Genomic DNA, 13,026 nt, shown 5'->3' with positions numbered 1-13,026 from the left:
TTTTTTTCGATTCAAGCGCACAGTTCAAACCAATCGGTCCGGCTCCGATAATGAGAATATCCAAAATTTCCATATATCAAAAATACTAAAAGCCAACAGTAAAAACAGCACAGAATCAGGGAAAATAGCAATTGCCGGAATACTTATTCTCTATGGATGTAAAGAATAACTCACACACCCATATCCGTCCACTCACATACCCTCCACCTCTTCAACCCTCCCACTCAAAACTGGCACTGCATTTGGACTTTTTTTAGAAATTTTACAATGAAAAAAGCTTTTGCACTACTAACTATTTTTGCAGTTTTAGCCTGTGATAAAAAGCAGGACAGAAGTCCGACAGCATCAACAGACAACCTTAAAAGATCCAATGAGAGAACGGAAACCAAACAGGAATCATTTTCAACGGAAGTTGCATTAAAGAAAACCAACGACGAGATCTTACAAGCCTTGAAAGTCAATTTTTACGATGTTTTTGCGAAATATATTCACCCACAGAAGGGGATTAGATTTTCTATGTATGCATTTGTGAATAAAACTGAAGATAAACATTTTTCAAGGGCAGATTTTGAGAAATATTATCCTACCAAAACGATTTTTACCTGGGGATCACGCGACGGTTCGGGAGAAATTTATAAAGCCACCATCGATCAGTATATGAAAAACTGGGTATTCAAAAAAGATTTCACAAAGTCAGAATATGCTTACAACAAATTTCTTGGAAACGGAAATTCGCTCAATAATCTGAAAGAAATATATCCCAGCACCAATTTTACAGAAAATTACATTTCCGGTTCAGAGAAAAGCAGTGGAATGGACTGGAATGCACTTCGCTTAGTTTTCGAAGAGTTTGAAGGCAAATATTATTTAGTTGCTGTCATCAATGATGAATGGACGATTTAAATCTTCTTCACTGAGTAAATAAATGATCACCATTAAAAATAAAATTCAGGCTTGCAATTTAAAAAGCACGCATGAATTTTTAAAAAGCTTGCGTGCTTTTCCAAAAAGCTGACGTGCGTTTATTAAAAAGCTGGCGTGCATTTGACTTATTGCACGCCAGCTTTTTAATTTTCATCTGAGATGAGTTGGTAAAACTATTATTTTTTAATTGAAATCTTTTTTAAATTGAATCATCAAATCAGAGTAATTCTGAAAGTTGTTTTGTTAAATTTCTTCTGGAAAACTGCTCAATATTTTGTGTGTTTTCTGAAAGATTTCCGTTTTTCCACAACTCAAATTTTTCCAGAATAAAATCTTCAATTTCTTTGGAATCATTGTAGCTGAAATGCTTTCCGGCTTTTGTTTCAAACAAAATTTTTGCAACATCGGCTTCGTCAGGTCCAAATGAAATGATCTGTTTTCCGGCAGCCAGATACTCAAATATTTTCCCCGGGATAATGCCTTTTGACGACTCGTTCGGGAAATTGGTCATCAGCAAAAGATCAGAATCTGACATCTCTGAAACCGCCTTATCGTGCGAAAGATAACCTAGATTTAATACATGATTTTTTAAACGTGAATTTTCTATTGTATTTAAAATTTTATCATCAATTCTACCGACAAATTTTAAACTGAAATTCTCTGCAAAATCTGCATTTGTTTTCACCAAATTGTCTAAAGCATTCCAAAGATTTTCAGGATTTCTGAGTTGTTCCAGAACTCCGATGTAGCTGAGGGTGAATTTGGTTTGAGGGTTTGAAGGTGTTAGGGTTTTAGGGTTGGAGGGTTGGAGGGTTTGAGTGTTGGAGTCTGTTTCATCAAAGCCGTTGGTAATGCAGAAGGCGCTGGCTCCGTTTTTTCGGAAGTTTTCGGCATCGGTGTAACTTGTCGCCAGAGTTATATCTGCGTTTTTGAAAACTTCACTTTCCAGAAAACGGTGTTTTTTATCTGATCTGTTGGTCAGTTTTAAATGCTTGTAGTAGGAAATTTCCGTCCAGGGATCCCGGAAATCTGCAATCCATTTCAGTTCGGGGAATTTCTTTTTTAAGTTTAAACCAATCAAATGCATCGAGTGGGGCGGGCCGGTTGTTACAACTGTTTCAATTTTATTTTCCTGAAGATATTTTTCCAGAAACTGCGTAGAAGGTTTTACCCAAAAAACCCGTGCATCGGGAATGAAAAAATTTCCTCTTACCCAAATCGAAAGCTTAGACTTCCAGCTTTGATTCTGACCGACATCAAACTGTCCGGCCTTAAATTTTTTATTGCTTTTATTGAGCTTTTCAGCGAGTTGATAAGGCTCCCAAATCTTTGTTCTTATAATTTCCAAATCTGCGGGAACGTCTTTCATCAAACTTTCATCCAGCAAAGGATAACTTGGATTTTCTGGAGTATAAATAATGGGTTTCCAGCCGAATTCCGGAAGATATTTAGCAAACTTCAGCCAACGCTGAACGCCAGGACCTCCTGCAGGTGGCCAGTAATAAGTAATGATGAGGATTTTCTTTAATTCCATTCTAAATTTTGCAGATTATCATTGCGACGGAAGAATCAGTTTTTCAACAACAGTTCAAAGATTCAACGGACTCTTTCCTGAATAACAGGAACACACTGCCGCTCCTCTCCACAATGACTTTAGGCGATTTTTGGAGCTTCTTCTCTTTTGCGGTAAACAAAATAAATTCCCACGGCACTTATCAAAATAAATAGGGCGAAGCAGATCAATGAAATCCATTTTCCGGTTTCAATGACTTTTGGTTCGAAAACCATTTTGATGTTGTGATCTCCCGCCGGAACGTGCACAGCACGTAACAGATAATCAGCTTTCACATAATCAACGTCCTTTCCGTCAACCGAAACTTTCCAGCCGTGAGGATAGTATACTTCAGAGAAAACTGCCAGCTGTGGCGTTTTTGAAGATGATTTAAATTCAAGTTCGTTGGGCTCGTACTTTGTCAAATTGATAGTCGCCGTAGAATCTGACTGAAGATTTTTACCGTCAAAATATTTTTTGTCTTCCGTATTGATTACAGCGGTTTTTTTATTGTCAACTTCACCTACCAAAGCAAGCTCTTCATTTGGATTAGCGGCAAATTTCAGATCACTTACAAACCATGCATTTCCGTTGGCATTAGGATTTGGAACAACCTGCGGTTCTGAAGGTTTTCCAAAAATCATGTATTTTGTATTGAGTAAATTCAGAATTTTAGGCGTTTTTGCGCTGTCTGGCTGCGTGATGTAGGCATTCATCAAATCATCATATCTTCTGAGCCTCACTGCATGATACCCACCGATAGACGGTCTGAAATAAGAGGTATTTGTTTCTCCTGTAACACCCAAAACCTGATTGTAAACTCTGTAGTGTTTCGTGTCTTTCTGAGCTATGGTTTCCAATGTTTTGTTGACAGGAATGCTTGCCAAAATTGACTGTAAATTAGGGTTGTCGCCCACTTTTTCGGCTAAGTAATCTGTGCCTTCTGTCTGGAATGGGTTTTCTGCGAAGATGGCATCAACATAATTCTTATCATTCAGATAATTTCTGTTGACACTCCATAAATCAAATAAACTTACCGCTCCGATGATTAAGAGTGCGATGTTTTGATTGAGTTTCTGTTTTAAAGCTAAAAATAAAACGGCTGCGGTGATTCCGACATAAATCAGTGCTTTGAAGGCATCAATTCTGAATAATTTCACTCTGTCTTCAATAATTACATCCAAAATAAAATTCGGAATTTCTTTTTCAGAATCATTCGTAAATCCGAGTAAAGATTTTCCGAAAAGAAGCAAAATTAAAGTTAAACCTAAAGTAGCACCACTTACATAAAGCAAAATTTTCTTTTTATACTCATCAGTTAATTTAGAATCTGTGAAAAATTTATACAAACCGATAATTGCAATAAGCGGGAAAAGTAATTCTACAACGACCAAAATAGACGATGGTGCCCTGAATTTACTGTAAAATGGAATATAATCAATGAAGAAATCCGACAACGGCATAAAATTGCTTCCCCAAGCTAAAAGAACTGTTAAAATCGTTGCTCCCAAGATCCAGTAACGGTATTTTTTTGGCGCGAAGAAAAAACCTAACAATGCCAGAAAACAAACTACTGCTCCCTGATAAGCAGGCCCTGAAGTTCCGGGCTGATCGCCCCAGTAAGGTGTTGTTTGCTGCACGATACTCTGAACACCTTCTTCAATCTGACTATCGTCATTGGTTTGAGTAGCCAGTGATTCTCTCAATTTATTAGGATAGGAATCAGAAAATTCCTGCTGACTTCCTCCACCCATCAATCTTGGGATAAAAAGGTTCAGGGTTTCAAGCTGGCCATAGCTCCAATTTAGGATGCTTGCTTTATCCATTCCAGAGTTACCTGCGGTGTTATTTTCGGTATTTAAAATCTGTTTGCCTCTTACTGTTTCTTTGATGTATTCGGAATTGGCCATGATTCTCTGAGAGTTCATCCCAACACCGATGGCCAATGAAAAGGCGATGATTCCCGATGAAATCAGGAAATGCTTCATCGGAACTTTTTTCAGAATTGCTCTGATTAATTCAGAAATAAACAAAAATCCAAGTCCCATGAACAAATAATAAGTCATCTGCGGGTGGTTTGCAGCAACCTGTAATCCGAAGAAAAGGGTAGTGACAATGAATCCGAGGATGTATTTTTTACGAATATAAACCAAAAGAATTCCGGCCAGAAGTGGTGCAAAATATTCTATTGTATTCACTTTTCCGTTGTGTCCGGCGGCAATAATGATGTAAAAATAAGTGGAGAGCCCGAAAAATGTGGCTCCGAGAAGCGCATATTTCCAGTTTCGGACGGCAACCATTCCCAACAGGAAAAATCCTGCGAACAGTAAAAACATGTAATTCACAGGTCTTGGCAAAATATTCAGATAGCTGTCTACTTTTTTGATGATGTCGCCTTCAAAACGGCTTCCCATCTGATAAGTTGGCATTCCTCCAAACATAGAGTCGCTCCAGTAGGTTTCTTTGTCGAAACTTTCTCTGTAATCGATGAGTTCTTTTGCACCTCCACGATACTGCACGATATCATGCTGAAAAAGCTGCTTTCCGGTAAGTACCGGCGTTGAATATAAAAATGCCAAAACCAAGAATGCAACGATTGAAATTGCAATGTAAACTAAGTTTTTATTTTTTGCCATGCTGATGGTTATTATCTTTTATAATTGGTCTGAGTGATTACCTTTTGTCTTTGCTTTCCTTCACCTCTTCATATTCCACAGTTTCTGCGTCCCATTTTACTTTTTTCTCAATGGTTGTTTTTGAGTTTCTCACTTCCTCTTTTGGTGCTCTTTCCTGGGGTCTGAGACCTGTGTATTTGTAAAATTTGTTGAAGAAAATTCTTTTCAGAATATTCCAGACGAAAAACAGTATTATTGTGATGAGGATGAACTCAATAATGTACTTCATAATAATTTTTTTAAGATTTAAAACTCAAGGATTCAGATTTACTGCAATCGGAATCCTAAATATTAATTTATTTCGCAGACGGATTCACCATCACCGTAGAATTAGAAACACTTTTCATCGACTGTGATTCCTTTGCATTGGCAATTGTTTCAACCTGTGTGGTTTTTACGCTGATATTTTGGTGTGTAATCCAGCCTGTATTCTGGTCAAATTTGATCACGCCGTCCTGCGAAAGTTCGCTGCTTAAGCTGTGAGTGACCTCACCCTGTTTCTGCTTTTCAGTTTTCTTCGGAATTCCGCCAGTTACAGAGATTTCTGCGATACCGTTTCCTACACTTTTTAATTGGTAGTTTGAGGTAACTTTTACTTTTCCGGCATCATCGGCACTTTCACTTAACGTCCATTTTTCACCGATTTTAACTCCTTTTTTAGGCATTACAGTTAGGTTTTTCTCAAACTGTTCTTTTAAAACTTTTTCGTTAAAGGTTTGTTTTAAACTTTCAACAACGCCTGTTTCCTGAGTTTTATCTTTTACTATTTTGGCGACAACGTCAGCAATTTTTTTGTAAATAGGTTCAAATCCTGTAATAGAAATCACTTTACCGTGATCATCCATTTTCATCTGAAGTTTATTTCCTACCAAAGCTTTGTTGATGTTCCAGACCATTTTCAACTGATCTTCTTTCGGAGCTTCAGCTTTTGTATCAACCGCAATTGTTTTTCCCTGAGAATTCTGTGAGCTTCTTTTTGAAATTAAATTGATGGTGATATCGTAAATATTGCCTTTCACATCATTTACAGTAAAGTTCATCTCATCTGTAGAATCGCTGGTTCCGGAAATCGTTTTTCCGGAAGGATCGGTCATCGTTCTTACATCTCTCTGATAGGTTGTAAGAGGATATGTTTCTCCTTTTTTAAGTTTGAAAGTCTGTTTAAAAACACCCAACGAATCTTTGATTGCAGGGTTGGCTTCCACCTTTTTTATAGAATCTGCAGGCACTTCCACCGTGATTGTTTTTCCTGTTTTAGGATCTACTTTGGTGATGGTTGCGGTTTCTTTTTTGCACGATACCAATGCGAGTGAAAGTAATGCAAAAGCTGCTATATTTTTCATAATTATATTTATTGTTGTTAATTCACCATTTGCAATCGCTTTTGTTTTAATTGGTTTTTGTTCTTCCAAATGAAGGCGATTTCGTGAATTTTATTAAAAAATTTAAAGGTTTGATTTAATGTGTTTCTGTCTGACAGCTTCGTACAGAATTGCACCACAAGCTACAGAAACGTTGAGTGACTGGGTTTTCCCTTCGATCGGCAATTTTATTTTTTCGTCTGCGTGATGCAGCACTTCTTTGGAAATTCCGATTTCTTCATTCCCCATAACGATGGCGCACGGCTCCGTGAAATTTACATCATAAATTAATTTTTGAGCTTTTTCTGATGCGGCAAACACAGAGATTCCACTTTGCTGAAGGAAATCCACTACATGAGCAAGATTATTTTCTTTACAGATTTTAATGTTGTATAATGCTCCCGCAGAAGTTTTGATTGCATCAGAATTTACAGGTGCACCGCCTTTTTCAGGGATTACGATGGCATCAATTCCCACACATTCTGCAGTTCTGCAGATCGCTCCGAAGTTTCTTACGTCCGTTAATCTGTCGAGAATTAAAATGAAAGGAGTTTTTCCTTCCTCGAATAGTTCAGGAATAATATTTTCAATCTTATGGAAAGGCACATCAGAAATAAATGCCACCACTCCTTGATGGTTTTTTCTTGTAAAACGGTTCAGCTTTTCTACCGGAACGTAGTTAGGACGGATTTTGTTTTTTGCCAAAGCCGCTTTCAGTTCAGCATAGATTTCTCCCTGCAAAGCATTTTGTACAAAAATTTTGTCTATCGTTTTCCCTGCTTCTATAGCTTCCAGTACGGGACGCAACCCGAATATAAAATCGTCGTTCATTCTTTAATTTGAAATCTAAAATTTGAAATTTGAGATCGTCATTGTGAGGAACGAAGCAATCTCATAATTTCTTAGTTGTTATCTTTTAATCAGCCTTGGATTTTTTAACTTTTTCCCTGGCTCTTCCTTTAATCTTTTTCTCCTAAAATAGCTCTCTTCTGCGCCAAAGCGTATCCATAGTGCAGTGATTCATGCATGTTGTTGAAGATGATGGCATCCTGAATGCTTTTTAAATCCATTCCAAAACTTGTGGTATATGGAGTGTAATCTGAGAAAAGATCGGCATCAAAATCTTTCATTAATATTTTTGAAGTTTCTGTAAGAAGAAATTCAAGATCTTCAACTTCAGACTTTTGCACATTCAGATTGGGAAGTGTTCCTTTTTTATACGTTTCTACCCAATATTTGTCAATTCTGAACGGATTACCGCTCAGGTAGTAATGCAGAAGCTGCTGTGTTGCGACAGTGTGGGCAATATTCCAGTAAAGATTATTGTTGAAACCATCCGGAATCAGCAGGAGGTCTTCGTGTGAAGTTTCCTGAAGGATGTGAAGGAGGTTTTTTCTCACCTGTCTGTGTGCCTGAAAATGATAATTCATCGTACAGAATTTTTAATCTCCAAAAATAGTTTAATAAAGTGGATGCGACAATTTTAAGCCTCAGTTTAAACTTTTTAAATGCTCAAAATATTTTAGATTTAACAAACTTTAACTCAATAATGGCATTTGTTGTGTTGGCAAATGCAAGTATTTATCAGAAATTTACCAATTATTTAATAAACTTATGTCAGATACATTTCAAGCAGAAGACATCCGTCAGCTTACCGAAAAAGTGAAGGAACAGAATTATTTTTTTACACTGCTGAGGCAGGAAATTAATAAAGTAATTATCGGTCAGCAATATATGATTGACCGTCTTTTGGTAGGACTTTTGGGAAATGGTCACGTTCTTTTGGAAGGCGTTCCCGGTCTGGCGAAAACTTTAGCAATAAAAACTCTTGCGGATGCTGTTCACGGGCAGTTTTCAAGAATTCAGTTTACTCCGGATCTTCTGCCTGCTGATGTGGTAGGAACGATGATTTATAATATTAAGGAAAACGATTTTTCTATTAAAAGAGGACCTGTTTTTGCCAACTTTGTGCTTGCGGATGAGATCAACCGTGCTCCGGCAAAAGTGCAGTCAGCTTTGCTTGAAGTAATGCAGGAAAAGCAGGTTACCATAGGCGATGAAACGATGAAACTGCCAAAACCATTTTTGGTTTTAGCCACTCAGAATCCAATCGATCAGGAAGGAACTTATCTGTTGCCTGAAGCTCAGAGTGACCGTTTTATGTTGAAATGTACGATTGATTATCCCGAATTTGAGGACGAAAGATCAGTGATGAGAATGGTCTCAACATCGCAGCCGCAGGAAGTAAAGCAGGTAATTTCGCTGCAGAACATTGTTGATGCAAAAGAACTGATCAACAAAATATACCTCGACGAAAAAATAGAGAAATACATTCTTGATATGGTTTTTGCCACCCGTTTCCCTGAGAAGTACGGACTTCCGGAATTAAAAAATTACATCAGTTTCGGTGCCTCGCCAAGAGCGTCGATTAATCTTGCCATCGCTTCAAGAGCATATGCATTTTTAAAAGGAAGAGCATTTGTGATTCCTGAAGACGTAAAAGCATTGGCTCAGGACGTTTTGAGGCACAGAATCGGACTGACTTTCGAAGCCGAAGCCGAAGAAATCACTTCCGAGGAAATTGTACGGAGAATTTTAGCTAAAATTCAGGCACCTTAGAACATTCAAGGTTTAAAATTTAAAATTCAAAACTGTTCAGATTCGTGATTGTCGAAGTTCAGTTTTAATTTTAAATATTGAATCTTAAATTTTGAATTATCAGCATGCAGATAAAAGACATCGTCAAAAAAGTAAAGCAGATTGAAATCCGTACCAGAAGGAAAACGGAAAATTCGCTGATGGGGCAGTATCACTCGGCTTTCAAGGGACAGGGAATGACGTTTTCTGAAGTGAGACAGTATCAGTTTGGTGATGAAATCAGAAGAATAGACTGGAATAAAACCGCCCGTTTTCAGGAGCCTTTTGTAAAGGTGATGGAAGAGGAGAGGGAACTTACTATGATGATTCTGGTGGATATTTCAGCCTCCATGAATTACGGTACAAAACATCAGCTCAAAAGGGAATATGTAGCAGAAATTGCGGCAAGTTTAGGCTTTTCAGCAGCCGGAAACAATGATAAAGTAGGACTGATTCTATTTGCCGATAAAGTGTATAAAGTAATTCCTCCTCAAAAGGGAAGAAAGCATGTTTTGTCTATGATCAGCAGTATTCTGACAGCAGATTATGTTAAGGCAGAATCTAAAATCGACTATGCGCTTCATTATATGATGGGAATTTTCAAAAGAAAGTCGCTGGTATTTCTTCTTTCTGATTTTAATGATGATTACGATTCCAAAATTCTTGGAGTTGCTTCTAAAAAACATCAGCTTCTGGGCATTCGTGTCTTTGATGAAAAAGACAATGAAATTCCCGATGTAGGTTATGCTTTGCTGCACGATTCTGAAACCGGAAGAGAAATTTATGTCAATACTTCCGCAGCCAGATGGCGCTATACTTATGCTGAGTCTCAAAAACAAAAAATGAAAAAACTGGAAGAAGATTTTGCCGATTCATCAGCCGGATTTTTAAATATTGGAAGCGGAACGGAATACTCGAAATTGCTCTATCAATACTTTCAGAAAAAATAATTTAATGATATCTAAAATTTAATTTTCAATTGAAAAAAATACTTTTCATACTTTCAATACTCATTTCATCGCTTTCACTGGCGCAGATGATTACCTCGAACCTGCAGAAAAAAATGCTGGCATTGGGGGAAACCAATCAGCTGACGATCAGAATCAAATATCTTAACGGCGAAAAAGTAAATTCCGCCCGTGAAAATGAACTTTTGCCTTTCCATTTTGAAGAAATTAAAGACAGTATCGGCTCTGCAGATGATTACTATGAGAGAAAAATAGAATTTGCCGTTTTTGAGGAAGGAAAATTTACAATTCCCGAACTTGATTTTAAAGTGGGAAACGAAATTCTTAAAACTCCTGCTTACGAAATTGAAGTGGTGAATACAGCTACAAAGGAAGATGTGATCAACGACATTATGAGCAACAAAGAAGTTGATCTTGAAATGGCAGATTACTGGGAACTGTATAAGTTCTATATTCTCGCCGCACTGGCGGTTATTGCTTTAATCATTGCTGTTATCATCATTCTGAAATACGGAAGAAGAGTGAAAAAAACATCACCTAAAATTACCACCAATCTTACTTTAAAGGAACTGGAAGTTTTGATTAAAAAGAAATATATAGAAAGCGGAGATTTCAGATCTTTTTATGTGGAATTAATAGACATTTCAAGGCGGTTTATCACCACTCAATATCAGTTGCCTGCGGAAGTTCTGCTTACCGATGATCTGATTGATGCAATGAAAGCAAACAATACGATCTCTCCTGACAATGAAAAAATCCTTGAAGAAGTTTTCGTCCGTGGAGATCTGGTAAAATTTGCCAAAACATTTCCGGACGAAAACACGATGCAGAAAGATTTTTCAGACATTAAAACCGTCGTGGAACGTTCTGTAAAAGATATCGAATTTGAAAATCTGAGAAAAGATGTTTAATCTGGAATTCTACAGTCCGTGGTTTTTGTTGCTCTTTCTTGTATTTCTGCCACTCTTAGTTTTAGATTTGAGCAGGAAGAAAAGGAAAGGAATCGTTGTGCCCTCTACCAAAAATATGGAAGGCCGAAGTGGCATCAGAGCTGTTCTTTTTCTTCTGAAAATTTCAAAATATCTCATCCTGAGCTGTCTGATTATCGCAATGGCAAGACCGAGAAGTTTCACGATCAGTCAGGATCAGGATGAAACGAAAGGGCTTGATATCATGCTTGCCGTAGACGTTTCTCTGAGTATGTTAGCAAAAGATTTTGAACCTGACAGATTATCTGTTTTAAAAAATATAGCCGTCGATTTCGTCAATAAAAGACCCAACGACAGAATCGGTCTGGTTACCTATAAACTGGAAGCTTTCCCGAAAATGCCGCTGACGTTCGATCACGATGCAGTGATTCACGAGATTCAGAACATCAATCAGCGTGAGATGGAGGACGGGACGGCTGTGGGCGAAGGCCTGGCTATCGCTGTTAATCACCTGAGACAAAGCAAAGCTAAAAGTAAGATTGTGATCTTAATGACCGATGGAGTAAGCAATATTCAAAATGTAATTCCTCCGCTTTTGGCAGCCGAATTAGCAAAATCAAGCAACATTAAAGTGTACTGTATCGGGATTGGAACTGAAGGATATGCACTGATGCCGACGGGAGTAGATGAGTTTGGATATATTTACAACGAAATGCCCGTTACTATTGATGAAGGTACGCTGGGAGAGATTGCCCAAATCACCGGAGGAAAATATTACCGTGCAACTTCAGGCGATAAACTTGAAGCTGTTTACAATGAAATCAATCTTCTTGAAAAGTCCGATGTCAAATCTTCAAAAACGTTTAATTACGAAGAACATTTCAGATTTTTTCTGTGGATAGCACTCGGGATTCTGCTCTTTGATGCGCTTTTGAGATGGGTTTTATATAAATTTTTAAACTGATGAGCTGGGATCTGGGAAATTACTGGTATTTATTTTTGCTGCTGCTTTTGCCGCTGCTGTCTTTCATCGTAATCAGGTTTTTAAGATGGAAAAAGGCAAGAAAGGCATTATTTGCAGAGTCGAAATTCCATGAGACTTTGTTTGAAAAGAATTCATCTTTCGTAAAATTCTTTCCGTTTTTATATCTGATGGCTGTTTTATTTTTAATCTTCTCGATTATAGATTTGCTGAATGGTTTTGAAACCGTAAAATCTGAACAGAAACTGAGCAATGTAATGTTTGTTCTCGATATTTCAAACTCAATGAACGCTGAAGATATTGAACCGAGCCGTCTGGATCAGGCGAAAAATCTGGTGATCAATACAATGCAGAAAATGAAAAATGACAAGGTTGGAATTGTGGTCTTTGCTGGAGATGCAGTTTCTGTAATGCCTTTAACCACAGACTATGGTGCTGCTGAAACATATTTGAGTGAAATTGAAACCACAGCAATGAGGGTTCAGGGAACTGATTTTTTAAATGCGATTCAGATTACCTCAGAGAAATTTAAAAATGTGGCCAAAGGTTCAAGAAAGGTAGTTTTGATAAGCGACGGGGAAGATAATGAAGGAAATGATAATGCAGCGGTGAGACTGGCCAACAATGAAGGAATTTCAATCACTGCAGTAGGAGTGGGCACCGAAGAAGGCGCTCCCGTTCCCACCTATGAAAACGGTCAGCTGATGGGGTATAAACTGGACAATTCAGGTCAGATGGTTGTCACAAAAAGACAGACTGAAGCGCTTGTAAATATGTCTGCATCCACGGGTGGAAGCTACATTGACGGAAATTCAATGAAAGATGCACCGGATCGTATCATTGAAGATTTAAAACGCAAAGGTGGTATGTCTCAGACTTCTGTCAATTCACAGAATGCCAACCATTACTATCAGTATTTTCTGGGTGTATCGATATTTTTCTTTCTGATAATATTTTTATTCAATCCAAAAAGAGATTTTTCAATTTAAAACTCATCA

Annotated in this window: 12 protein-coding genes; 6 read left to right on the top strand and 6 right to left on the bottom strand. The window is 37.7% G+C overall.

Annotation, left to right across the window (positions count from 1 at the left end; all coding sequences use genetic code 11):
• Nucleotides 1-267 precede the first annotated feature (267 nt).
• On the top strand, nucleotides 268-903 hold the full coding sequence (locus ASG21_RS13975) for a hypothetical protein (protein WP_056081319.1): 636 nt from the start codon (nucleotides 268-270) through the stop codon (nucleotides 901-903).
• 238 nt (nucleotides 904-1,141) lie between these two features.
• Here ASG21_RS13975 and ASG21_RS13970 read toward each other — a convergent pair whose 3' ends face one another.
• From ASG21_RS13970 to ASG21_RS13945, 6 genes are all read right to left on the bottom strand, one after another.
• Nucleotides 1,142-2,458 (bottom strand): glycosyltransferase family 4 protein, encoded by a 1,317-nt coding sequence (locus ASG21_RS13970; protein ID WP_056081317.1) that lies wholly within the window; start codon nucleotides 2,456-2,458, stop codon nucleotides 1,142-1,144.
• A gap of 119 nt (nucleotides 2,459-2,577) precedes the next feature.
• Nucleotides 2,578-5,112, bottom strand: a complete 2,535-nt coding sequence (locus ASG21_RS13965) for a YfhO family protein (protein WP_056081314.1) — start codon at nucleotides 5,110-5,112, stop codon at nucleotides 2,578-2,580.
• A 37-nt stretch (nucleotides 5,113-5,149) separates the two neighbouring features.
• Nucleotides 5,150-5,380, bottom strand: coding sequence for a hypothetical protein (locus ASG21_RS13960; RefSeq protein WP_056081310.1), 231 nt, complete (start codon nucleotides 5,378-5,380; stop codon nucleotides 5,150-5,152).
• Nucleotides 5,381-5,447: 67 nt separating this feature from the next.
• Entirely contained in the window at nucleotides 5,448-6,494 is a 1,047-nt protein-coding gene (locus tag ASG21_RS13955; protein WP_056082420.1) for a DUF6263 family protein, read from the bottom strand.
• Nucleotides 6,495-6,596: 102 nt separating this feature from the next.
• Nucleotides 6,597-7,343: a 23S rRNA (guanosine(2251)-2'-O)-methyltransferase RlmB gene (gene rlmB / locus ASG21_RS13950; protein WP_056081306.1), complete on the bottom strand. Its 747-nt coding sequence runs from the start codon at nucleotides 7,341-7,343 to the stop codon at nucleotides 6,597-6,599.
• A 128-nt stretch (nucleotides 7,344-7,471) separates the two neighbouring features.
• Nucleotides 7,472-7,942, bottom strand: a complete 471-nt coding sequence (locus ASG21_RS13945; RefSeq protein ID WP_056081303.1) for a DinB family protein — start codon at nucleotides 7,940-7,942, stop codon at nucleotides 7,472-7,474.
• 184 nt (nucleotides 7,943-8,126) lie between these two features.
• Between ASG21_RS13945 and ASG21_RS13940 the strand changes: the two genes are divergently transcribed.
• The 5 genes from ASG21_RS13940 (at nucleotide 8,127) to ASG21_RS13920 (ending at nucleotide 13,017) form a co-directional block, all read left to right on the top strand.
• On the top strand, nucleotides 8,127-9,131 hold the full coding sequence (locus tag ASG21_RS13940) for a MoxR family ATPase (RefSeq protein WP_056081299.1): 1,005 nt from the start codon (nucleotides 8,127-8,129) through the stop codon (nucleotides 9,129-9,131).
• 104 nt (nucleotides 9,132-9,235) lie between these two features.
• Entirely contained in the window at nucleotides 9,236-10,099 is an 864-nt protein-coding gene (locus tag ASG21_RS13935) for a DUF58 domain-containing protein (protein ID WP_056081296.1), read from the top strand.
• Nucleotides 10,100-10,128: 29 nt separating this feature from the next.
• Nucleotides 10,129-11,028, top strand: coding sequence for a hypothetical protein (locus ASG21_RS13930; protein ID WP_056081293.1), 900 nt, complete (start codon nucleotides 10,129-10,131; stop codon nucleotides 11,026-11,028).
• The gene (locus tag ASG21_RS13925; protein ID WP_056081290.1) at nucleotides 11,021-12,010 is read left to right on the top strand and encodes a VWA domain-containing protein; all 990 of its coding nucleotides are present in this window, start codon (nucleotides 11,021-11,023) and stop codon (nucleotides 12,008-12,010) included. The genes ASG21_RS13930 and ASG21_RS13925 overlap by 8 nt, the downstream gene beginning before the upstream one ends.
• Complete coding sequence (locus ASG21_RS13920) at nucleotides 12,010-13,017, top strand: VWA domain-containing protein (RefSeq protein ID WP_056081288.1); 1,008 nt, start codon at nucleotides 12,010-12,012, stop codon at nucleotides 13,015-13,017. The genes ASG21_RS13925 and ASG21_RS13920 overlap by 1 nt, the downstream gene beginning before the upstream one ends.
• Nucleotides 13,018-13,026 lie beyond the last annotated feature (9 nt).

It is taken from the genome of Chryseobacterium sp. Leaf394, from assembly GCF_001424105.1.
Lineage (GTDB): Bacteria > Bacteroidota > Bacteroidia > Flavobacteriales > Weeksellaceae > Chryseobacterium.
This window is presented reverse-complemented; position numbering and strand designations above follow the sequence as displayed.

Excerpts from the sequence above, each read along its gene's own strand:
- ASG21_RS13975 (WP_056081319.1), top strand. The coding sequence starts at position 268 with ATGAAAAAAGCTTTTGCACTACTAACTATTTTTGCAGTTTTAGCCTGT.
- ASG21_RS13970 (WP_056081317.1), bottom strand. The coding sequence starts at position 2,458 with ATGGAATTAAAGAAAATCCTCATCATTACTTATTACTGGCCACCTGCA.
- ASG21_RS13965 (WP_056081314.1), bottom strand. The coding sequence starts at position 5,112 with ATGGCAAAAAATAAAAACTTAGTTTACATTGCAATTTCAATCGTTGCA.
- ASG21_RS13960 (WP_056081310.1), bottom strand. The coding sequence starts at position 5,380 with ATGAAGTACATTATTGAGTTCATCCTCATCACAATAATACTGTTTTTC.
- ASG21_RS13955 (WP_056082420.1), bottom strand. The coding sequence starts at position 6,494 with ATGAAAAATATAGCAGCTTTTGCATTACTTTCACTCGCATTGGTATCG.
- rlmB (WP_056081306.1), bottom strand. The coding sequence starts at position 7,343 with ATGAACGACGATTTTATATTCGGGTTGCGTCCCGTACTGGAAGCTATA.
- ASG21_RS13945 (WP_056081303.1), bottom strand. The coding sequence starts at position 7,942 with ATGAATTATCATTTTCAGGCACACAGACAGGTGAGAAAAAACCTCCTT.
- ASG21_RS13940 (WP_056081299.1), top strand. The coding sequence starts at position 8,127 with ATGTCAGATACATTTCAAGCAGAAGACATCCGTCAGCTTACCGAAAAA.
- ASG21_RS13935 (WP_056081296.1), top strand. The coding sequence starts at position 9,236 with ATGCAGATAAAAGACATCGTCAAAAAAGTAAAGCAGATTGAAATCCGT.
- ASG21_RS13925 (WP_056081290.1), top strand. The coding sequence starts at position 11,021 with ATGTTTAATCTGGAATTCTACAGTCCGTGGTTTTTGTTGCTCTTTCTT.
- ASG21_RS13920 (WP_056081288.1), top strand. The coding sequence starts at position 12,010 with ATGAGCTGGGATCTGGGAAATTACTGGTATTTATTTTTGCTGCTGCTT.